Below are 18,286 nucleotides of genomic sequence, written 5' to 3' on the forward strand. Positions count from 1 at the left end.
AACGGAGGAAACAGCTATGTCGCGCATCGGCAAGCTCCCCATCGCGGTTCCCGCCGGCGTGGACGTCACCATCGACGGCCGTACGGTCTCGGTCAAGGGCCCGAAGGGCTCGCTGACTCACACCGTCGTGGCGCCGATCGACATCGCCAAGGGTGAGGACGGCGTTCTGAACGTCACCCGCCCCAACGACGAGCGTCAGAGCAAGGCCCTGCACGGCCTGTCCCGCACGCTGGTGGCGAACATGATCACCGGCGTGACCCAGGGTTACGTGAAGAAGCTCGAGATCAGCGGTGTCGGTTACCGCGTGCTCGCCAAGGGTTCGAACCTGGAGTTCTCCCTCGGTTACAGCCACCCGATCCTGGTCGAGGCCCCCGAGGGCATCACCTTCAAGGTGGAGTCCCCGACCCGTTTCTCGGTCGAGGGCATCGACAAGCAGAAGGTCGGCGAGGTTGCGGCCAACATCCGCAAGCTGCGCAAGCCCGACCCGTACAAGGCCAAGGGCGTCAAGTACGAGGGCGAAGTCATCCGCCGCAAGGTCGGAAAGGCGGGTAAGTAAGCCATGGCATACGGGCAGAAGATCCTCAAGGGCGACGCCTACAAGCGCGCCGCGATCAAGCGCCGCCACATCCGGATTCGCAAGAATCTCTCGGGTACGGCGGAGCGTCCCCGTCTGGTCGTTACTCGCTCGAACCGCCACATCGTGGCCCAGGTGATCGACGACCTGAAGGGTCACACCCTCGCGTCGGCGTCCACCCTGGACACCTCGATCCGCGGTGGCGAGGCCGACAAGTCCGCGCAGGCCAAGCAGGTCGGCGCCCTGGTCGCCGAGCGCGCCAAGGCCGCCGGTGTCGAGGCCGTCGTGTTCGACCGTGGTGGCAACCAGTACGCCGGGCGCATCGCCGCCCTGGCGGACGCCGCCCGCGAAGCCGGTCTGAAGTTCTGAGCCGGTTCCGTATCGCTAGCGGAAACAGAGAGAGGTAATTCCAATGGCTGGACCCCAGCGCCGCGGCAGCGGTGCCGGTGGCGGCGAGCGGCGGGACCGGAAGGGCCGTGACGGCGGCGCAGCTGCCGCCGAGAAGACCGCTTACGTTGAGCGCGTCGTCGCGATCAACCGCGTCGCCAAGGTTGTGAAGGGTGGTCGTCGCTTCAGCTTCACCGCGCTGGTCGTGGTGGGCGACGGTGACGGCACCGTGGGTGTCGGATACGGCAAGGCCAAGGAGGTGCCGGCCGCCATCGCCAAGGGTGTTGAGGAGGCCAAGAAGCACTTCTTCAAGGTCCCCCGCATCCAGGGCACCATCCCGCACCCCATCCAGGGTGAGAAGGCTGCCGGCGTCGTGCTGCTCAAGCCCGCGTCCCCGGGTACCGGTGTTATCGCCGGTGGTCCGGTGCGTGCCGTGCTCGAGTGCGCCGGTATCCACGACGTGCTGTCGAAGTCGCTCGGCTCCGACAACCAGATCAACATCGTGCACGCGACCGTGGAGGCCCTCAAGGGCCTGCAGCGTCCCGAGGAGATCGCGGCCCGCCGTGGTCTGCCGCTCGAGGACGTCGCCCCCGCGGCTCTTCTCCGTGCGCGTGCCGGGGCGGGTGCGTAATCATGGCGCAGCTCAAGATTACGCAGGTCAAGTCCTACATCGGCAGCAAGCAGAACCACCGTGACACCCTGCGTTCCCTTGGTCTCAAGGGCATCAACACGCAGGTCGTCAAGGAGGACCGCCCCGAGTTCCGCGGCATGGTGCACACCGTCCGCCACCTCGTGACGGTCGAGGAGGTCGACTGATCATGGCGGAGCAGAACCCGCTCAAGATCCACAACCTCCGTCCCGCCCCGGGCGCCAAGACCGCCAAGACCCGTGTCGGTCGTGGTGAGGCGTCGAAGGGTAAGACGGCCGGTCGTGGTACGAAGGGTACGAAGGCCCGTTACCAGGTTCCGGAGCGCTTCGAGGGTGGCCAGATGCCCCTCCACATGCGCCTTCCGAAGCTGAAGGGCTTCAAGAACCCGTTCAAGACCGAGTTCCAGGTCGTGAACCTCGACAAGCTGGCCGCGCTGTACCCCGAGGGTGGCGAGGTCACCGTCGAGGGCCTCGTGGCCAAGGGTGCCGTTCGCAAGAACAGCCTCGTCAAGGTCCTCGGCCAGGGCGAGATCTCCGTGGCGCTGCAGGTGACGGTCGACGCCGTCTCCGGCTCCGCCAAGGAGAAGATCACCGCCGCCGGCGGTACCGTCACCGAGCTCGTCTGACCCTTCAGGCGTCTCGATGACTTGAGCGATCCCGACCGGGGATACCCCACATAAATGGGGTATCCCCGGTTGGTCGTTCCAAGGGAAGTGGTCCCGCCGGTAAGGTGGCCTGCGCTGCCCTCTTTCACGGGTGCGTCACATGGGGCACCCTGGGCGGCAGTTGACCGTTACTCACTTTGTCGTCAGTCGAACCTCAAGACCGTCACCCTTGACGCAGTAGCGCGGGGGTCGCAGGAGGCACCGTGCTCACCGCGTTCGCCCGGGCGTTCAAGACGCCCGACCTGCGCAAGAAGCTGCTCTTCACGCTCGGCATCATCGTGGTCTACCGGCTCGGTACCCACGTTCCGATTCCAGGCGTCGACTACAAGAGCGTCCAGGAGTGTGTGGACCAGGCGTCGGGCAACCAGGGCATCTTCGGTCTGGTCAACATGTTCAGCGGTGGCGCCCTGCTGCAGATCACGGTCTTCGCGCTCGGCATCATGCCGTACATCACGGCGAGCATCATTCTGCAGCTGCTGACCGTGGTGATCCCGCGTCTGGAGGCCCTCAAGAAGGAGGGCCAGGCCGGCACGGCGAAGATCACGCAGTACACCCGCTACCTGACCATCGCGCTCGCCATCCTCCAGGGCACCGGCCTGGTGGCCACCGCCCGCAGCGGCGCCCTCTTCTCCGGCTGCACCGTCGCGAACCAGATCGTTCCCGACCAGGCGATCTTCACCACCGTCGTCATGGTCATCACCATGACCGCCGGTACGGCCGTCGTCATGTGGCTCGGCGAGCTGATCACCGACCGCGGCATCGGCAACGGCATGTCGATCCTGATGTTCATCTCGATCGCCGCGACCTTCCCGTCCGCCCTGTGGGCCATCAAGCAGGAGGGCACCCTGGCCGACGGCTGGATCGAGTTCGGCACCGTCATGCTGGTCGGGTTCGTGATGGTCGGCCTGGTGGTCTTCGTCGAGCAGGCCCAGCGCCGCATCCCGGTGCAGTACGCGAAGCGCATGATCGGCCGCCGCTCCTACGGCGGCACGTCGACGTACATCCCGCTCAAGGTGAACCAGGCGGGCATCATCCCCGTCATCTTCGCCTCGTCGCTGCTCTACATCCCGGCGCTGATCGTCCAGTTCTCCGGCTCGACGGCCGGCTGGGCCACGTGGATCCAGAAGAACCTGGCCGACCCCGAGGCCGCGCCGCACGTCGCCCTCTACTTCCTTCTGATCGTGTTCTTCGCCTTCTTCTACGTGGCGATCTCGTTCAACCCCGAGGAAGTCGCGGACAACATGAAGAAGTATGGTGGGTTCATCCCGGGCATCCGGGCTGGCCGACCGACCGCTGAGTATCTGAGCTACGTACTCAACCGGATCACCTGGCCGGGTTCGCTGTATCTGGGCCTGATCTCTCTCGTACCGACAATGGCGTTGGCCGGTTTCGGAGCAAACCAGAACTTCCCGTTCGGCGGGACCAGCATCCTGATCATCGTGGGTGTCGGACTCGAAACGGTGAAGCAGATCGAGAGCCAGCTCCAGCAGCGCAATTACGAAGGGTTCCTCCGCTGATGCGAATCGTCCTCGTCGGGCCGCCGGGCGCCGGAAAGGGTACGCAGGCCACCCGCCTTGCCGAGACGCTGCACATCCCGCACATCTCCACGGGCGACCTGTTCCGCGCGAACATCAGCCAGCAGACCGAGCTGGGCAAGCTCGCCAAGTCGTACATGGACGCCGGCAACCTGGTCCCGGACGAGGTCACCATCGCCATGGCGAAGGACCGCATGGAGCAGCCCGACGCCGAGGGCGGCTTCCTGCTGGACGGCTTCCCGCGCAACGTGTCCCAGGCCGAGGCACTGGACGAGCTTCTCGAGACCGAGAACATGAAGCTGGACGCGGTGCTGGACCTGGAGGCCCCCGAGGACGAGGTCGTCAAGCGGATCGCCGGCCGGCGTGTCTGCCGCAACAACTCGGCGCACGTCTTCCACGTGACGTACACCCCGCCGAAGGAGGAAGGCGTCTGCGACGTCTGCGGCGGCGAGCTGTACCAGCGGGACGACGACTCGGAGGAGACGGTCCGCAAGCGGCTCGAGGTCTACCACACGCAGACCGAGCCGATCATCGACTATTACAAGGCGCAGGGTCTGGTCGTCACCATCTCGGCGATGGGCCCGGTCAACGAGGTCACCGGCCGTGCGCTGGAGGCGCTCAAGCGCGACAAGTAGTTCTTCGCCCGGCTGCAGCCGCGGTCCCTTGCTCAGGGGGGCCGCGGCTGCGCTGTGGGGTGGGAGCGTCCCGCCCCGTATCGTTGGAAGCGTTCGTCGTCTCTCCGGTCCAGAAAGGCCGCAGCCCCCATGGTGCAGATCAAGAGCCCCGAGCAGATCGCCAAGATGCGTGAGGCGGGGCTGGTCGTCGCCGCCATCCACGCGGCCACGCGCGAGGCCGCCGTGCCCGGCGCCACGACCAAGGACCTGGACCAGGTCGCGCGCAAGGTGCTCACGGAGCACAACGCCAAGCCGAACTTCCTGGGGTACGGCGGCTTCCCGGCGACCATCTGCACGTCCGTGAACGAGGTCGTCGTCCACGGCATCCCGTCCGACGACGTGGTCCTCAAGGACGGCGACGTCATCTCCATCGACTGCGGCGCGATCATCGACGGCTGGCACGGCGACGCCGCCTACACCGCCTTCGTCGGCTCGGGTCACTCCCCGGAGCTGGTCGAGCTCTCCCGGGTGACCGAGGAGTCGATGTGGGCGGGCATCGCGGCGATGAAGCAGGGCAACCGGCTCGTGGACGTCTCCCGGGCCATCGAGACGTACATCCGCCGCCAGCCCAAGCCCGGCGGCGGCAAGTACGGGATCATCGAGGACTACGGCGGTCACGGCATCGGCACCGAGATGCACATGGACCCGCACCTGCTGAACTACGTCGACCGGCGGCGTGGCAAGGGCCCGAAGCTGGTCCCCGGCTTCTGCCTGGCCATCGAGCCGATGGTCTCCCTCGGCACCCCGCGCACCGAGGTCCTCGAGGACGAGTGGACGGTCATCACGACGGACGGCACCTGGTCCTCCCACTGGGAGCACTCGGTTGCCCTCACGGAACAGGGCCCCCTGGTCCTGACGTCCCCGGACGGCGGCAAGGCCAAGCTGGCCGAGCTGGGCATCACGGCGGCGCCGGATCCGCTTGCATAAGGATCTCCGGCGTGGGGCAGACTTCCTCGTTTCGCCTTTTGGGACGTGCTGACGTAGACTGACTCGTCGGCTCTGGTGCACCCGCATGTCCGCATGCGTCAACCGGGTGCAGGAGAGTCGATCAAGGTAGTCGATTCGAAGGGCGAAGCGTGGCCAAGAAGCAAGGTGCCATCGAGATCGAGGGCACTGTCGTCGAGTCTCTTCCGAACGCCATGTTCAAGGTCGAGCTCCAGAACGGCCACCAGGTCCTGGCACACATCAGCGGCAAGATGCGTATGCACTACATCCGCATCCTCCCTGACGACCGGGTCGTGGTGGAGCTGTCTCCGTACGACCTGACGCGTGGCCGGATCGTCTACCGGTACAAGTAGATCTTGCCCATGTCCCGCAGCCGCATGGCCGCGGGGCTGCCGGCAACTGACCCGGAGAACCTCACATCCCATGAAGGTCAAGCCGAGCGTCAAGAAGATCTGCGACAAGTGCAGGGTGATCCGCCGTCACGGTCGGGTCATGGTCATCTGCGACAACCCGCGCCACAAGCAGCGCCAGGGCTGACGCACGACCGTTCCCTCCGCGATTCGCATGACTTCGCGCGACGCGAGCTGAACATGTTCATACGCAGGACCCGGGCACCCAGGTGCCCGACACCCCCGGTTCGGAGGCCGGGGACCTGGTTCGTACCTGATACGGCGGCCGGGGACCGGTTCTGTGGAAGACCTCCGACAATCAACTGGAGCCATTGAATGGCACGCGTTTCCGGTGTTGACATCCCGCGCGAAAAGCGCGTGGAGATCGCCCTCACCTACGTGTTCGGCATCGGCCGGACCCTCTCGCAGCAGACGCTCGCCGCCACCGGCGTGGACCCGAACATCCGTGTTCGGGACCTCTCCGAGGAGCAGCTCGTGGCGATCCGCGAGTACGTCGACAACAACATCAAGACCGAGGGTGACCTCCGTCGCGAGGTCCAGGCCGACATCCGCCGCAAGGTCGAGATCGGCACGTACCAGGGTCTGCGGCACCGCCGCGGTCTGCCCGTCCGCGGTCAGCGCACCAGCACCAACGCCCGCACCCGCAAGGGCCCGCGTCGCGCCATCGCCGGCAAGAAGAAGCCGGGCAAGAAGTAGTCCGCAGCGGACTCGCCGTCCAGCGGTCTTCGCTGTAGGACCGACCACCTCCCGTAGGAGAACGACATGCCCCCCAAGGGACGTCAGGGCGCTGCCAAGAAGGTGCGCCGCAAGGAAAAGAAGAACGTCGCTCACGGCCACGCGCACATCAAGAGCACGTTCAACAACACGATCGTCTCGATCACGGACCCGTCCGGCAACGTGATCTCCTGGGCCTCCGCCGGCCACGTCGGCTTCAAGGGCTCCCGGAAGTCCACGCCGTTCGCCGCGCAGATGGCCGCCGAGTCGGCTGCCCGCCGCGCCCAGGAGCACGGCATGCGCAAGGTCGACGTGTTCGTCAAGGGCCCGGGTTCCGGTCGTGAGACCGCGATCCGCTCCCTCCAGGCCACCGGCCTCGAGGTCGGCTCGATCCAGGACGTCACGCCCACCCCGCACAACGGCTGCCGTCCGCCGAAGCGTCGTCGCGTCTGATCTCGCTTCATCAGGGTTTTCCGGGCGGTACGGCTCTATCGGGTCGTATCGCCCGTACCCTTGCAGTACCAAGTCGGGCGTCAAATAGCGGGCGCCCCTGACTGAAGGAATCGCACATGCTGATTGCTCAGCGTCCCTCGTTGACCGAAGAGGTCGTCGACGAGTTCCGCTCCCGGTTCGTCATCGAGCCGCTGGAGCCGGGCTTCGGCTACACCCTCGGCAACTCCCTGCGTCGGACCCTCCTGTCCTCGATCCCCGGTGCGGCTGTCACCAGCATCCGGATCGACGGTGTCCTGCACGAGTTCACCACCGTGCCGGGCGTCAAGGAGGACGTCACCGACCTGATCCTCAACATCAAGCAGCTGGTCGTGTCGTCCGAGCACGACGAGCCGGTCGTGATGTACCTGCGCAAGCAGGGCCCGGGTCTGGTCACCGCCGCCGACATCGCGCCCCCGGCCGGTGTCGAGGTGCACAACCCCGACCTCGTCCTCGCCACGCTCAACGGCAAGGGCAAGCTGGAGATGGAGCTGACCGTCGAGCGCGGTCGCGGCTATGTCTCGGCTGTGCAGAACAAGCAGGTCGGTCAGGAGATCGGGCGCATCCCGGTCGACTCGATCTACTCGCCGGTTCTCAAGGTCACGTACAAGGTCGAGGCCACGCGTGTCGAGCAGCGCACCGACTTCGACAAGCTGATCGTCGACGTCGAGACCAAGCAGGCCATGCGGCCGCGCGACGCCATGGCGTCCGCCGGTAAGACCCTGGTCGAGCTGTTCGGTCTCGCCCGCGAGCTGAACATCGACGCCGAGGGCATCGACATGGGTCCGTCCCCGACGGACGCTGCGCTGGCGGCCGACCTCGCGCTTCCGATCGAGGAGCTCGAGCTCACCGTCCGGTCGTACAACTGCCTCAAGCGTGAGGGCATCCACTCCGTGGGTGAGCTCGTTGCGCGGTCCGAGGCGGACCTGCTGGACATCCGCAACTTCGGCGCGAAGTCCATCGACGAGGTCAAGGCGAAGCTGGCGGGTATGGGCCTCGCGCTCAAGGACAGCCCGCCCGGATTCGACCCGACCGCCGCGGCGGACGCCTTCGGCGCCGACGACGACGCGGACGCCGGTTTCGTGGAGACCGAGCAGTACTGATTCGGCTGCCGGTCCGTCGTGGCTGGTCGCGCCCACGCGGCGGAGCCGCAAATCAGCACAGCCCCGCGCCCCTTCGGGGCGCGGATCCTCCGGGGCGTTTGAAAAGGCGCCCCGGATCTCCGACAGGCGACCGCCTGCTCGGATACTGACCTCGGTACCTGATACGGCCGGGGCAGACACCTAGGAGAAACCAATGCCGAAGCCCACCAAGGGTGCCCGTCTGGGCGGCAGCGCCGCGCACGAGAAGCTGCTCCTCGCGAACCTCGCGAAGAGCCTCTTCGAGCACGGCCGGATCACCACCACCGAGGCGAAGGCGCGCAAGCTGCGTCCGTACGCCGAGCGTCTGGTCACCAAGGCGAAGAAGGGCGACCTTCACAACCGCCGTCAGGTGCTCCAGGTGATCACGGACAAGAGCATCGTCCACACGCTCTTCACCGAGATCGGCCCGCGCTACGAGAACCGTCCCGGTGGCTACACCCGGATCACCAAGATCGGTAACCGCCGTGGCGACAACGCGCCCATGGCCGTCATCGAGCTGGTCGAGGCGCTGACCGTGGCGCAGCAGGCCACCGGCGAGGCCGAGGCCGCGACGAAGCGTGCGGTCAAGGAAGACGCCCTCAAGAAGGACGAGGCCGTCGAGGACGCCAAGCCGGCCGACGAGGCCGCCGAGCCCGCCGCGGAAGCGGCTGGTGAAAGCGCCAAGGACGCCTGAGGCTTCCCCCTCGCAGTGAACGGGTCCGCCCTCCGGGGCGGGCCCGTTCCGCGTTCTTGAGAGGATTCAGGAGTGAGCGACGAAGTAGAGCCCGGATTCGTGCGGGTGCGGCTGGACCTTTCCTACGACGGGTCCGAGTTCTCCGGCTGGGCCAAGCAGGCCGGTGGGCGCCGGACCGTGCAGGGGGAGATCGAGGACGCGCTGCGTACGGTCACCCGGTCGCGGGAGACGTACGAGCTGACCGTGGCGGGGCGGACCGACGCCGGCGTGCACGCACGGGGACAGGTCGCCCATGTCGATCTGCCGCGCGAGGTGTGGGCCGAGCACCACGGGAAGCTGCTCAAGCGGCTCGCCGGGCGGCTGCCCAGGGACGTGCGGGTGTGGGCCCTCAGGGAGGCGCCCAGCGGCTTCAACGCGCGGTTCTCGGCGATCTGGCGGCGCTACGCCTACCGGGTCACCGACAACCCCGGCGGCGTCGACCCGCTGCTGCGCGGCCATGTCCTGTGGCACGACTGGCCCCTCGACGTGGACGCCATGAACGAGGCCGCCCGGGGGCTGCTGGGCGAGCACGACTTCGCCGCCTACTGCAAGAAGCGGGAGGGGGCCACCACCATCCGGACGCTGCAGGAGCTGAGCCTGGTGCGTGGAGCGGACGACGGGATCATCACCGCCACCGTGCGGGCCGACGCCTTCTGTCACAACATGGTGCGTTCGCTGATCGGGGCGCTGCTGTTCGTCGGCGACGGCCACCGCACGCCGGACTGGCCCGCCAAGGTGCTCGCCGCCGGCGTACGGGACTCGGCCGTGCACGTCGTGCGGCCGCACGGGCTGACGCTGGAGGAGGTCGGCTACCCGGCCGACGAGTTGCTCGCGGCCCGGAACAAGGAGGCGCGGAACAAGCGGTCCCTGCCCGGGGCCGGCTGCTGCTGAACGCACGGTGTGGGGCGGATGTGCCCCGCTAGACTGGCGTTCGACATGCCTCGTTCACATCGTCCGCGGGAATCTTCACCGGCGGGGTGCATGGGGGACAGCGAGGCCGTCGGGCCGCTACGACGCCTGTTCTGACATCTGTCCTGCACACCGGACGCGCCCACGGGGAGTGGCCGTCCGGTGCTGTCGCACGCGGCCGGACTCTGCTGCGAGAGGGGGGACCACTGTGTCCAGAGCCAGAAAGCACTCGGCGTCGGCCGAACGGGATTCCAGGGCGAAGGTGGGGCGGCGTTCCGCCCTCGGCCTGTTGGGGCTCGGCGGTCTGCTGACGGCCGGCGGCGCGGCCGCGGGCGTGGTGGGCAGGGACCTGATCCTGCCCGCGTCGGCCGAGAGCGGCACGGGGGCCGTCGATCTCGGTGTCGGCGGGCGTCTCGAGAATCTGACCCGGCCGACGTACGCCCCGACGGGGCGCCGCCCGCGGTACCGGCGGGCGACCTGGAGCGAGCAGTTCCAGGAAGGCCACGAGTGGTCGGCCGGCGGTGAGGGCACCGCGTCCTCCGACTCCGACACGGAGGTCTTCACCCGGGGCGACCGCGCGTGCCGGGTCACCACGCGCGGCGACGGTGTCCAGTCCTTCGTGCGCCGTACCGGCATGGAGCCGCTGGATCTCAAGGGGAAGATGCTCCGTCTTGTCTTCCGTGTGGAGGACGTGGCCCATCTGGAACGGATGGAGTTCTACCTGGGCAGCCGCGACCTGGCGAACCACTTCAGCTGGACCTTCCACTACCACGCGGCCAAGGGCACCAACTACGTGCAGTCGGGGGAGTGGGTCACCGTCCACCTGCAGTGGGCGGACGTCACCGGCGCGAACGGCGCGAGGAAGCTGTCGTCGGCGGGTGAGCCGTCGGTCCGGTCCGGCTTCACCGACATGTCGTTCGCCGTGTACGACGACGGGAAGGGGCCGGTCACGTACCACCTCCAGGCCGTCGAGGTGGTGGCGGACACCACCGACGTCTTCCCCAAGGGCGTCGTCTCGATCACCTTCGACGACTCGCACAAGTCGGTGCACGATTTCGCCCGCCCGGTCATGGACCGGTACGGAATGCCGGGCACGCTCTACAACATCGCCGACGCGATAGGCACCGAGCCCTTCATGGGCATCGGACAGATGCGTTCACTGCAGGACTCGTCCGGCTGGGAGATGGCCGGACACGCCTACTCGCTCAAGGCACATGAGGCGAGCTATCCGAAGCTCGCCGCGGAGGAGGTCGACGACGACTTCCGCAAGCTGCGCGAGTGGCTGGTCGCACGCGGCTTCACCAGTGAGCACTTCGCCTATCCGCACGGGGCGTTCGGGAAGACCCGCGACGGTGTGCCCGTCGACCTGCTGGCTGCCCGGCACTTCACCACCGCGCGTTCCATCATCTCCGAGACGACCGAGAGCTTCGCCCCGGCGATGCCGTACCGGCTCAAGGCGCTGACCGGGATCAACGACGGGAAGAAGATCGGCGGTGAGACGCTCGCCGACGTCATCGAGGCGGGTGGCGCGCTGGACCGCTGTGCGCGCAGTGGCGACTGGCTCATCCTGTGTCTGCACCGGATCGTCGAGGGTGTTCCCACGGAGAGCACGGAACTGAGCACCGAAGGCCTCGACCGTCTGATGCGCGAGATCGAGAAGCGGGGCATCGAGGTGCTGACGGTGCAGGAGGCGATGGCGTACTACGCCTGAAACGCCCGGGAGAACGTGCGCGGCGTGCCGTCAGCCGCGGCGCGCACGCCTGCCGCCGCCGGCCGCCCGGCGGTCATGGCGGCTCCGCTTGATGGAGAGTATCCAGCCCAGCACGGTAAGGGTGACGGCCAGGCACGTGAAGCCGAGGACGACGATCTCGACCTGGGTGACCTTCGTGACGGTGTAGGCGATGCCCGCGAGAACCGCGCAGGCTCCAAGGCCTCTGAGGGTGTTCATTTTTCTCCTGCGCCTGTCTGTCTCTTACTTCCAGGCGGACACACGAGTCACGTAGGACTTGAGGATGGACGACACGAGCCAGTAGGCCCGTACGACGGTGTAGACCAGCTCGGGGATGAGCAGGGCCTCGACGAGCATCGCCTTCCAGCCCAGGGTCCGTACCCGCAGCGCGGGATAGATGATCCAGAAGGCGAGCAGGGCCCACAGCAGCGGGTGCGTGCTCAGGCTGTACTGGGCCGCGGAGACGAGCTGGCGGGCGCCCCAGATGAAGATGTACGCGAAGCCGAACAGGCCCAGGATCATGGTGATGATGGAGTGCCAGGTGAACTTGGTCCAGCCACGGCGGCGCAGTGCGTCCACGGTGCCCCGGCTCCACCGCTCGCGCTGCTGGACCAGCTCGCGCAGGGTGGGCATGAGGTCGGTGTACGCGATGCACAGCTGGTTGGCCGTGACCTTCCAGCCGGACTCCTTGAGCGCCAGGGTGGTCTCGTAGTCCTCGACGAGGTTGCGGTGGTCCTCCCAGAACACCTCGCCGCGCCAGTCGATCAGGCCCTGCAGGGCCTCGGCGCGGTAGAAGGAGCCGGCGCCCGACATGGTGTGGACGTCCTTGCGGAAGCGGGAGGTCGCCGCCCGGCCGTACTCGATGATCTGCATGCCGAGCAGGAACCGCTGCCAGGGATTGCGCCACAGGTCGGTACGGCCGAGGCAGGCCGCGCTGACACCGCCGATCTCGGGGTCGGTCGAGATGACGTTGCGGGCGCGCTCGATGAACCGGGAGTGCAGTTCGGTGTCGGCGTCCATGACGAGGATGTGGCCCACCCGGCCGTTGAGACGGCCGCCGACGGCCTCCCGGAGCCAGCTCAGGCCGTAGTTGAGGGCGCCGGCCTTCTTGTGGGGGTTGTCCGCGAAGTTCAGCACCACGGTCGGCGGCGTGCTCTCGTCCTCGGCGAACTGGAGCGCGTAGTCCTCGGTGCGGTCGGTGGAGTTGTTGACCACCACGACGATGAGGTCGGGGCGGCGGGTCTGCTTGGCCAGGGACTCGAGCGAGGTGAAGACACCGACCTCCTCGTTCCTCGCGGGAACCAGGACGACCGTCTCGTAGACCATGGTGGTCGCGGTGGGGGCGGCGCTGATGCGCCCGCCACGGCCCCTGCGGTGACGGCTGCGAGCCGCCGGCTGCGACTCAGCCCACTCATGGCCCGTGTCGATGACGGACAAGGCGATCCCCCCACCCTGTTTTCTTTTCAGGCGCCAGACCCACCCTGTGTGGGCTGTGTAAATGCGGCTGTGAAGATACCGCACACATGTCCGGCTCCTGGAGGTGTGAACAGGCGGTTACAAGTAGGGGTGATCAGCGCAATGTGGACAATGTGTTAGTCCCTAGTTGTCCGTTATCGGTTCGTGAATCCAATCAATTCAGGCAATTACGGCAAGGGTTGTGCGATTTCGGAGTGAACAAGGTCACACGCATGACCGGATGGGTTTGGTTGTGAGAGATCCGTGAGCGTGTGCCTAAGATTCGCTCGACAGCCAGCCATGGAAACTGGGGTATTTCGTGTCCCGTCGCGGTAAATCATCTGGTAAGGGGCGAAGCTTCCTTATTTTTGTGTCAGTGGTGGTCCTCCTGGCCGCCGCTGGTGGAGCCGCCTACCGCTGGTGGCCGTCGTCGGACACGGACCCCTCGGCCCTGACCGTCCGCTACCGCACCGAGGGCCCGGCGGTGACGGACGCCGCCAAGCCCTGGCTGGAAGTCATCAACACGTCCGGCAAGGCGGTGGACCTCGCCGACGTCACCGTCCGGTACCACTACACCGCCGACGACGGTGCCCCGTTCGCGGCCAACTGCGTGCAGACGTCCCTCGACTGCTCCAAGGTCACCCTGCACACGGCCGCCGCGCAGAAGGCCGCCCCCAAGGCCGACCGCTATCTGGAGATCGGCTTCTCGGGCGAGACCGGCACCCTGAAGCCCGGCGGGACGACCGAGGCGATCGGGCTCCAGCTGTACCGCGTCGACCACAAGAAGCTGGACCAGGCGGACGACTACTCGTTCGACGCGGAGAAGACGTCGTACCAGGAGTCCGAGCGGGTCACGGCCTACCTCGACGGTGCCCAGGTCTGGGGCGAGGGGCCGACCGGTGAGACGGAGGGGTCCGGGCGACGCGTGAACGCGGGGGCTCCCGCCGAAGCGGTGCGGCCGCCCGACGATGTCCTCTTCGACGACTTCGCCTACACGGGCCCCGAGGATCCGTCGCTCGCCGCCAACGGCTGGGAGGTGCGCAGCGGCGCGGGCGGCCCGGGCGTCGAGGACTCGTGGTCGGCGAAGGGGGTCACGTTCCCCGCCGGCGAGAAGGAGGACGGCGGGCAGGCGCTGCGCCTGGAGGCCCGTACCGACGGCACGGCGAAGGGAACGGTGCAGTCCGAGTTCCACACCGCGCGTCCGGTGTTCCGCGAGGGCACGCTCGTCGCCCGGGTGTACTTCACCGACGAACCGGTGAACGGCGAGGACGGCGATCACGTGTCCCAGTCCGTCTTCGCGATCTCGCCGGACCACAAGTCGGAGAAGTACAGCGAGCTCGACTTCGAGTACATGGCGAACGGCGGCTGGGGTCGCTACGGTCCGATCCTCGACACCACCAGCTGGCGCAGCAGCGACCTGGGCGACCGGGTCACCAAGCCCCATCAGACGAAGCTCGGCGGTTGGCGCACCCTGGCCATGACCGCGGCCGACGGCAAGGTCACCTACTCGGTGGACGGGAAGGTGTTGTTCACCAGTGGGAAGACCTACCTTCCGCGTGAACCGATGAGCGTCAACTTCAGCAACTGGTTCATCGACCTCCCCTTCAAGGGGGAGCGTTCCTGGGCGATGAAGGTCGACTGGGTCTACCTCCAGTCCGGCCAGGCCGTCTCCCCGGAGGTCGCGACGCAGGCCGCGGCCGACTTCGCCGCCGCGGGCACCAGGTACGTGAACACGCTCGCGGGGAGTGACTGACGCAGGGATGACGGAGAAGGCGGCGGTCAGCCCGCCTGGGCCGCCGCCGACGCCTGGGCCTCACCGCGGCCACGGATCTGCCGGAAGCTGAACTCGGCCAGGTCGTCGCCGGCCCGGAAGACCTCCGTGGCCTTCTCCGTCACGTTCTTGCCGTTGGTGAATCCGGCGACGGTGAAGTAGGCGTAGCGGCCGTAGGAGTTGGTGGTGGAGCGGCAGACGGCACCGGTGCAGAAGGGCTTGACGCCGCCGCCGGACAGGGAGCGCACGAGGCTCTTCCGGTCGGCCTGCTTCTTGGCCTTGGTGGCCTGCGCCTCGGTGTCGAAGACGGCGACGCCGACCGTCACCGCGGTGTCGCCCTTGGTGTAGGTGACGCGGATCAGGCGGGTGCAGCCGTTCGCGTCGAGGACCTTCGGCAGCGTGCCCTGGGCGGCGGAGCCGCAGGTGCGTGTGTCGGCGGTCGGGCCCTTCTTGTAGACCGTGTCGCCCATGGTCAGCTGGGTGCCCGGGAAGAGCACGTCCGGGCCGAGCGGGGCCTTGTCCTTCTGGACGCTGGAGACGAAGTCCTTCGGGTCCAGCGGCGGCGGGGCGCTGGTCGGGGCGAACGAGGGGGCCGTGGCCGACGCGCTGGGGATGTCCGCGGTCGTGGGGAGCTGCGAGGAGGGGCTGTCCGAGGCCTGGCCGGAGCCGTTCGCCGAGACGACGGCCACGGCGACGGCGCCGGCTATCGCCACGGTGGCCAGCGCGCCGCCACCGATGAACAGCAGCCGGCGCCGCTTGTTGCGGGCCTCGGAGGCCTCGGCGAGGGCGGCCCAGTCCGGGGTGCTGCCGCTGTCACCGCTGTTCCAGGGCTGCTGCTGCGGCTGCTGCGATTGCGGTTTCCAGGGATCCCACTGCGACTGAGGTCCCCCCTGCCCAAAGCTCATGGGCCGCATCTTAGACGGGCCGGGCGGCGTGCTGGTGCGCGTCTGGGGGCCCCGCAGCGCCTAGCGTTCCGTGCATGTGGACGGGCAAAAGCGACATCTCCGGGTGGTTGGTGCGACCGGCGGGCGGGCATGCGTGGGCGGTGCTCGGGGCGGTGCTGGTGGCGTCCGCCGTGCATGCGGCGCGGGTGACCTCGGACGGTGGGATGGACAACGCGATCGTCGTCCGGGCCGCCCGCACCTGGCTGGCCGGTGGCTCCCCGTACGACGATCCGCACTTCCTCTACTTCCCGAGCGCGGTCCTGGCCGCCGTCCCGCAGGCGCTGCTGCCCGGGGCCCTGCTGCGGGTGCTGGTGCCCTGCGCGGTGACGGGCCTGCTGGCGCTGGGCTGGGCGTGCGCGCTGCGGCTGCACCGCGTGCCGCTGCGCAGTCGGCTGGCGGTCCTCGGTCTGACCGGGCTCGCGGTGGGCTTCGCGCCGTTCGGACACCTGGTGCGCCTCGGCAACTGGACGGTGACGGCGGCGGTGGCCCTGCCCCTGTGCCTCCTGCTGGCGCATCGGGGGCGGTGGACGGCGGCGGGCGCGGTCGTCGGCGCGGCCGTGGCGCTCAAGCCGCTGCTCGCGCCGGTCGTCCTGCTGTTCCTGTTCGCCGGACGGTGGCGGGCGCTGGCGGTGGCCGCCCTGGTGCCGGCGCTGGCCTCCGGCGCGGCGGCGCTGCTGATGCCCGACCCGGCCGGCTTCTTCACCCGCACCCTGCCGTTCCTGCTGCGCGGCGACGACGCCTTCGTACGGCTGTACGAGGCCTCCCCGGCCGCCGTGCTGCCCCGGCTCGGCGTGCCGCGGGCGCTCGCCGAGGGGGCCGCGCTGGCGGCGGCCGGCGCCGGGGTGCTCTGCGCGTACCTGCGCTGGCGGCGCGCCGACCCCGGGCCCCTGCGGTTCGCGGAGACCGGGGCGGGGCTGATGCTGTCGGCGTTCCTCGTCTCCCGGCCGTCGTACGACCACTACCTCCTGGTCGCCCTTCCGCTGCTGCTCGCCGGGCTGCCGTACGCCGGTTCGGTGGCCCGCGGGCCCTGGTTCTGGGTCGCTCTGGCGCCCCAGGTGCCCGGGGTGACCTGGCCCTGGCTGGAGTCGGAACGGCGGCGGGCCTTCAAGGACGCGTTCACGCTGTGTGTGCTGGCCGTGACGGTGGCCCGGCGGACCGGGGGCGGCGCGGTGGCCGACGACCGTGTTCCCGGGGCCCGCGCGCCGGGGTCGGCGCGACCCTCGGCCGCTCCGTTTTGACCCGGCTGCGGCACCCCGGGTACTCTGCACAGTCGTATGTGTATTGGCTTGCTCATTCTCACGTGAGGGGCCCTTACACCGGTCCACCGGGACCGATGACCAGCGACCAGCACGCGGTTTGCGTCACCGCGGTGCGGTCAGGGCTGTCGTGATCGTCTTCGGTGACCATGTCAGGACCACTCACTGAAGAAGCGAAGGCTACGAACCGTGCGTACGTACAGCCCCAAGCCCGGCGATGTGACGCGCCAGTGGCACGTCATCGACGCTCAGGACGTCGTCCTGGGTCGTCTGGCCTCCACCGCCGCCTCCATCCTGCGTGGCAAGCACAAGCCGATCTACGCGCCCCACGTCGACACCGGTGACTTCGTCATCATCATCAACGCCGACAAGGTGCACCTCTCCGGCAACAAGCGCACCCAGAAGATGGCGTACCGCCACTCCGGCTACCCGGGCGGTCTGCGCTCGGTGCGCTACGACGAGCTGCTGGACAAGAACCCGGAGAAGGCCATCGAGAAGGCCGTCAAGGGCATGCTCCCCAAGAACTCCCTGGGCCGTCAGATGCTCTCGAAGCTGAAGGTCTACAAGGGTGACCAGCACCCGCACGGCGCGCAGCAGCCGCAGCCGTTCGAGATCACCCAGGTCGCGCAGTAAGTCCGGCCACCCCCTAAGACTGAAGAGAATCTGAGGAGCATCGTGGCCGAGACCACTGCCGAGCAGCCGCTCGAAGAGATCGACATCGACAGCTACACCACCGAGTCCGAGGTCCCCGTCGAGGGCGAGTACACCTCGGAGTCCATGGCGTCCCGCTTCGGCGAGCCCCAGCCGGCCGCCGGCCTGGGCCGTCGCAAGAACGCCATCGCCCGTGTCCGGATCGTCCCGGGCACCGGCAAGTGGAAGATCAACGGCCGCACCCTCGAGGACTACTTCCCGAACAAGGTGCACCAGCAGGAAGTGAACGAGCCCTTCAAGGTGCTCGAGCTCGAGGGCCGTTACGACGTCATCGCCCGCATCGCCGGTGGCGGTGTCTCCGGCCAGGCCGGCGCGCTCCGTCTCGGTGTCGCCCGTGCGCTGAACGAGGCCGACGTCGACAACAACCGCGGCCCGCTGAAGAAGGCCGGCTTCCTCAAGCGCGACGACCGTGCGGTCGAGCGCAAGAAGGCCGGTCTGAAGAAGGCCCGCAAGGCTCCGCAGTACAGCAAGCGCTAAACGCGGGCTGTACTCCGAACGCCCCGGCGGCACGCCACTGTGCTGCCGGGGCGTTCGTTTATCCCAGCCGTTGGGCGTATAACGGCACAAGACGCTGAGATGCCGAGATGTTCAGGCGCTCAGCCTTTGAGAAGCCTGA

At 68.1% G+C, this 18,286-nt stretch carries 23 protein-coding genes; 20 read left to right on the forward strand and 3 right to left on the reverse strand.

What is annotated here, in order from left to right:
- The first annotated feature begins 16 nt into the window (after positions 1–16).
- The 16 genes from rplF (at position 17) to ACIGO6_RS22205 (ending at position 11,515) form a co-directional block, all read left to right on the forward strand.
- Positions 17–556, forward strand: a complete 540-nt coding sequence (gene rplF, locus ACIGO6_RS22130; RefSeq protein ID WP_395572031.1) for a 50S ribosomal protein L6 — start codon at positions 17–19, stop codon at positions 554–556.
- Positions 557–559: 3 nt separating this feature from the next.
- Positions 560–943 (forward strand): 50S ribosomal protein L18, encoded by a 384-nt coding sequence (gene rplR / locus ACIGO6_RS22135; protein WP_121748663.1) that lies wholly within the window; start codon positions 560–562, stop codon positions 941–943.
- Between the two features lie 43 nt (positions 944–986).
- Positions 987–1,592 (forward strand): 30S ribosomal protein S5, encoded by a 606-nt coding sequence (rpsE, locus tag ACIGO6_RS22140; RefSeq protein WP_030420826.1) that lies wholly within the window; start codon positions 987–989, stop codon positions 1,590–1,592.
- A gap of 2 nt (positions 1,593–1,594) precedes the next feature.
- Positions 1,595–1,777, forward strand: coding sequence for a 50S ribosomal protein L30 (gene rpmD, locus ACIGO6_RS22145; protein WP_003974250.1), 183 nt, complete (start codon positions 1,595–1,597; stop codon positions 1,775–1,777).
- A 2-nt stretch (positions 1,778–1,779) separates the two neighbouring features.
- The gene (gene rplO, locus ACIGO6_RS22150; protein ID WP_023547373.1) at positions 1,780–2,235 is read left to right on the forward strand and encodes a 50S ribosomal protein L15; all 456 of its coding nucleotides are present in this window, start codon (positions 1,780–1,782) and stop codon (positions 2,233–2,235) included.
- 242 nt (positions 2,236–2,477) lie between these two features.
- Positions 2,478–3,791: a preprotein translocase subunit SecY gene (gene secY / locus ACIGO6_RS22155; RefSeq protein ID WP_399878702.1), complete on the forward strand. Its 1,314-nt coding sequence runs from the start codon at positions 2,478–2,480 to the stop codon at positions 3,789–3,791.
- Positions 3,791–4,444, forward strand: coding sequence for an adenylate kinase (locus ACIGO6_RS22160; RefSeq protein ID WP_399878704.1), 654 nt, complete (start codon positions 3,791–3,793; stop codon positions 4,442–4,444). The genes secY and ACIGO6_RS22160 overlap by 1 nt, the downstream gene beginning before the upstream one ends.
- A 129-nt stretch (positions 4,445–4,573) precedes the next feature.
- Entirely contained in the window at positions 4,574–5,410 is an 837-nt protein-coding gene (gene map, locus ACIGO6_RS22165) for a type I methionyl aminopeptidase (RefSeq protein WP_399878706.1), read from the forward strand.
- Positions 5,411–5,559: 149 nt separating this feature from the next.
- Complete coding sequence (gene infA / locus ACIGO6_RS22170; protein WP_003948620.1) at positions 5,560–5,781, forward strand: translation initiation factor IF-1; 222 nt, start codon at positions 5,560–5,562, stop codon at positions 5,779–5,781.
- Between the two features lie 70 nt (positions 5,782–5,851).
- On the forward strand, positions 5,852–5,965 hold the full coding sequence (rpmJ, locus tag ACIGO6_RS22175) for a 50S ribosomal protein L36 (protein WP_003974245.1): 114 nt from the start codon (positions 5,852–5,854) through the stop codon (positions 5,963–5,965).
- A gap of 188 nt (positions 5,966–6,153) precedes the next feature.
- On the forward strand, positions 6,154–6,534 hold the full coding sequence (rpsM, locus tag ACIGO6_RS22180) for a 30S ribosomal protein S13 (RefSeq protein WP_399878708.1): 381 nt from the start codon (positions 6,154–6,156) through the stop codon (positions 6,532–6,534).
- Between the two features lie 66 nt (positions 6,535–6,600).
- The gene (gene rpsK / locus ACIGO6_RS22185) at positions 6,601–7,005 is read left to right on the forward strand and encodes a 30S ribosomal protein S11 (protein ID WP_003956432.1); all 405 of its coding nucleotides are present in this window, start codon (positions 6,601–6,603) and stop codon (positions 7,003–7,005) included.
- Positions 7,006–7,121: 116 nt separating this feature from the next.
- Entirely contained in the window at positions 7,122–8,144 is a 1,023-nt protein-coding gene (locus ACIGO6_RS22190) for a DNA-directed RNA polymerase subunit alpha (RefSeq protein WP_003966937.1), read from the forward strand.
- Positions 8,145–8,337: 193 nt separating this feature from the next.
- Positions 8,338–8,856 (forward strand): 50S ribosomal protein L17, encoded by a 519-nt coding sequence (gene rplQ / locus ACIGO6_RS22195; RefSeq protein WP_399878710.1) that lies wholly within the window; start codon positions 8,338–8,340, stop codon positions 8,854–8,856.
- A 72-nt stretch (positions 8,857–8,928) separates the two neighbouring features.
- Entirely contained in the window at positions 8,929–9,786 is an 858-nt protein-coding gene (gene truA / locus ACIGO6_RS22200; RefSeq protein WP_399878712.1) for a tRNA pseudouridine(38-40) synthase TruA, read from the forward strand.
- Positions 9,787–10,012: 226 nt separating this feature from the next.
- Complete coding sequence (locus ACIGO6_RS22205; RefSeq protein ID WP_399878714.1) at positions 10,013–11,515, forward strand: polysaccharide deacetylase family protein; 1,503 nt, start codon at positions 10,013–10,015, stop codon at positions 11,513–11,515.
- Positions 11,516–11,545: 30 nt separating this feature from the next.
- Here the strand turns inward: ACIGO6_RS22205 and ACIGO6_RS22210 are convergent, their stop codons facing one another.
- Together ACIGO6_RS22210 and ACIGO6_RS22215 are read right to left on the reverse strand one after the other, a co-directional pair.
- On the reverse strand, positions 11,546–11,752 hold the full coding sequence (locus tag ACIGO6_RS22210; RefSeq protein ID WP_399878716.1) for a hypothetical protein: 207 nt from the start codon (positions 11,750–11,752) through the stop codon (positions 11,546–11,548).
- 24 nt (positions 11,753–11,776) lie between these two features.
- Positions 11,777–12,859, reverse strand: coding sequence for a glycosyltransferase family 2 protein (locus ACIGO6_RS22215; protein ID WP_399878718.1), 1,083 nt, complete (start codon positions 12,857–12,859; stop codon positions 11,777–11,779).
- A 505-nt stretch (positions 12,860–13,364) separates the two neighbouring features.
- On the opposite strand from ACIGO6_RS22215, the gene ACIGO6_RS22220 reads away from it, so the two are divergent.
- Positions 13,365–14,741: a cellulose binding domain-containing protein gene (locus ACIGO6_RS22220; RefSeq protein WP_399878720.1), complete on the forward strand. Its 1,377-nt coding sequence runs from the start codon at positions 13,365–13,367 to the stop codon at positions 14,739–14,741.
- A gap of 26 nt (positions 14,742–14,767) precedes the next feature.
- On the opposite strand, the gene ACIGO6_RS22225 is transcribed toward ACIGO6_RS22220, so the two are convergent.
- Positions 14,768–15,664, reverse strand: coding sequence for a hypothetical protein (locus ACIGO6_RS22225; protein ID WP_399878722.1), 897 nt, complete (start codon positions 15,662–15,664; stop codon positions 14,768–14,770).
- Between the two features lie 74 nt (positions 15,665–15,738).
- Between ACIGO6_RS22225 and ACIGO6_RS22230 the strand changes: the two genes are divergently transcribed.
- The 3 genes from ACIGO6_RS22230 to rpsI all read left to right on the forward strand — a co-directional run bounded on the left by ACIGO6_RS22230 (position 15,739) and on the right by rpsI (position 18,147).
- A complete protein-coding gene (locus tag ACIGO6_RS22230) occupies positions 15,739–16,941 on the forward strand; it encodes a glycosyltransferase 87 family protein (RefSeq protein ID WP_399878723.1) in 1,203 nt (400 codons plus the stop codon).
- A 207-nt stretch (positions 16,942–17,148) separates the two neighbouring features.
- Positions 17,149–17,592, forward strand: a complete 444-nt coding sequence (gene rplM / locus ACIGO6_RS22235) for a 50S ribosomal protein L13 (RefSeq protein ID WP_137303147.1) — start codon at positions 17,149–17,151, stop codon at positions 17,590–17,592.
- Between the two features lie 42 nt (positions 17,593–17,634).
- Positions 17,635–18,147, forward strand: coding sequence for a 30S ribosomal protein S9 (gene rpsI, locus ACIGO6_RS22240; RefSeq protein ID WP_077796742.1), 513 nt, complete (start codon positions 17,635–17,637; stop codon positions 18,145–18,147).
- The last annotated feature ends 139 nt before the right edge of the window (positions 18,148–18,286 follow it).

This window comes from Streptomyces sp. NPDC053750 (assembly GCF_044544295.1).
Taxonomy (GTDB): Bacteria; Actinomycetota; Actinomycetes; order Streptomycetales; family Streptomycetaceae; genus Streptomyces.

Excerpts from the sequence above, each read along its gene's own strand:
- rpsM (WP_399878708.1), top strand. The coding sequence starts at position 6,154 with ATGGCACGCGTTTCCGGTGTTGACATCCCGCGCGAAAAGCGCGTGGAG.
- rplQ (WP_399878710.1), top strand. The coding sequence starts at position 8,338 with ATGCCGAAGCCCACCAAGGGTGCCCGTCTGGGCGGCAGCGCCGCGCAC.
- rpmD (WP_003974250.1), top strand. The coding sequence starts at position 1,595 with ATGGCGCAGCTCAAGATTACGCAGGTCAAGTCCTACATCGGCAGCAAG.
- ACIGO6_RS22225 (WP_399878722.1), bottom strand. The coding sequence starts at position 15,664 with ATGAGCTTTGGGCAGGGGGGACCTCAGTCGCAGTGGGATCCCTGGAAA.
- rplF (WP_395572031.1), top strand. The coding sequence starts at position 17 with ATGTCGCGCATCGGCAAGCTCCCCATCGCGGTTCCCGCCGGCGTGGAC.
- rpmJ (WP_003974245.1), top strand. The coding sequence starts at position 5,852 with ATGAAGGTCAAGCCGAGCGTCAAGAAGATCTGCGACAAGTGCAGGGTG.
- rplR (WP_121748663.1), top strand. The coding sequence starts at position 560 with ATGGCATACGGGCAGAAGATCCTCAAGGGCGACGCCTACAAGCGCGCC.
- map (WP_399878706.1), top strand. The coding sequence starts at position 4,574 with ATGGTGCAGATCAAGAGCCCCGAGCAGATCGCCAAGATGCGTGAGGCG.
- rpsE (WP_030420826.1), top strand. The coding sequence starts at position 987 with ATGGCTGGACCCCAGCGCCGCGGCAGCGGTGCCGGTGGCGGCGAGCGG.
- ACIGO6_RS22215 (WP_399878718.1), bottom strand. The coding sequence starts at position 12,859 with ATGGTCTACGAGACGGTCGTCCTGGTTCCCGCGAGGAACGAGGAGGTC.
- ACIGO6_RS22190 (WP_003966937.1), top strand. The coding sequence starts at position 7,122 with ATGCTGATTGCTCAGCGTCCCTCGTTGACCGAAGAGGTCGTCGACGAG.
- rpsK (WP_003956432.1), top strand. The coding sequence starts at position 6,601 with ATGCCCCCCAAGGGACGTCAGGGCGCTGCCAAGAAGGTGCGCCGCAAG.
- ACIGO6_RS22230 (WP_399878723.1), top strand. The coding sequence starts at position 15,739 with ATGTGGACGGGCAAAAGCGACATCTCCGGGTGGTTGGTGCGACCGGCG.
- ACIGO6_RS22210 (WP_399878716.1), bottom strand. The coding sequence starts at position 11,752 with ATGAACACCCTCAGAGGCCTTGGAGCCTGCGCGGTTCTCGCGGGCATC.
- rplO (WP_023547373.1), top strand. The coding sequence starts at position 1,780 with ATGGCGGAGCAGAACCCGCTCAAGATCCACAACCTCCGTCCCGCCCCG.
- ACIGO6_RS22160 (WP_399878704.1), top strand. The coding sequence starts at position 3,791 with ATGCGAATCGTCCTCGTCGGGCCGCCGGGCGCCGGAAAGGGTACGCAG.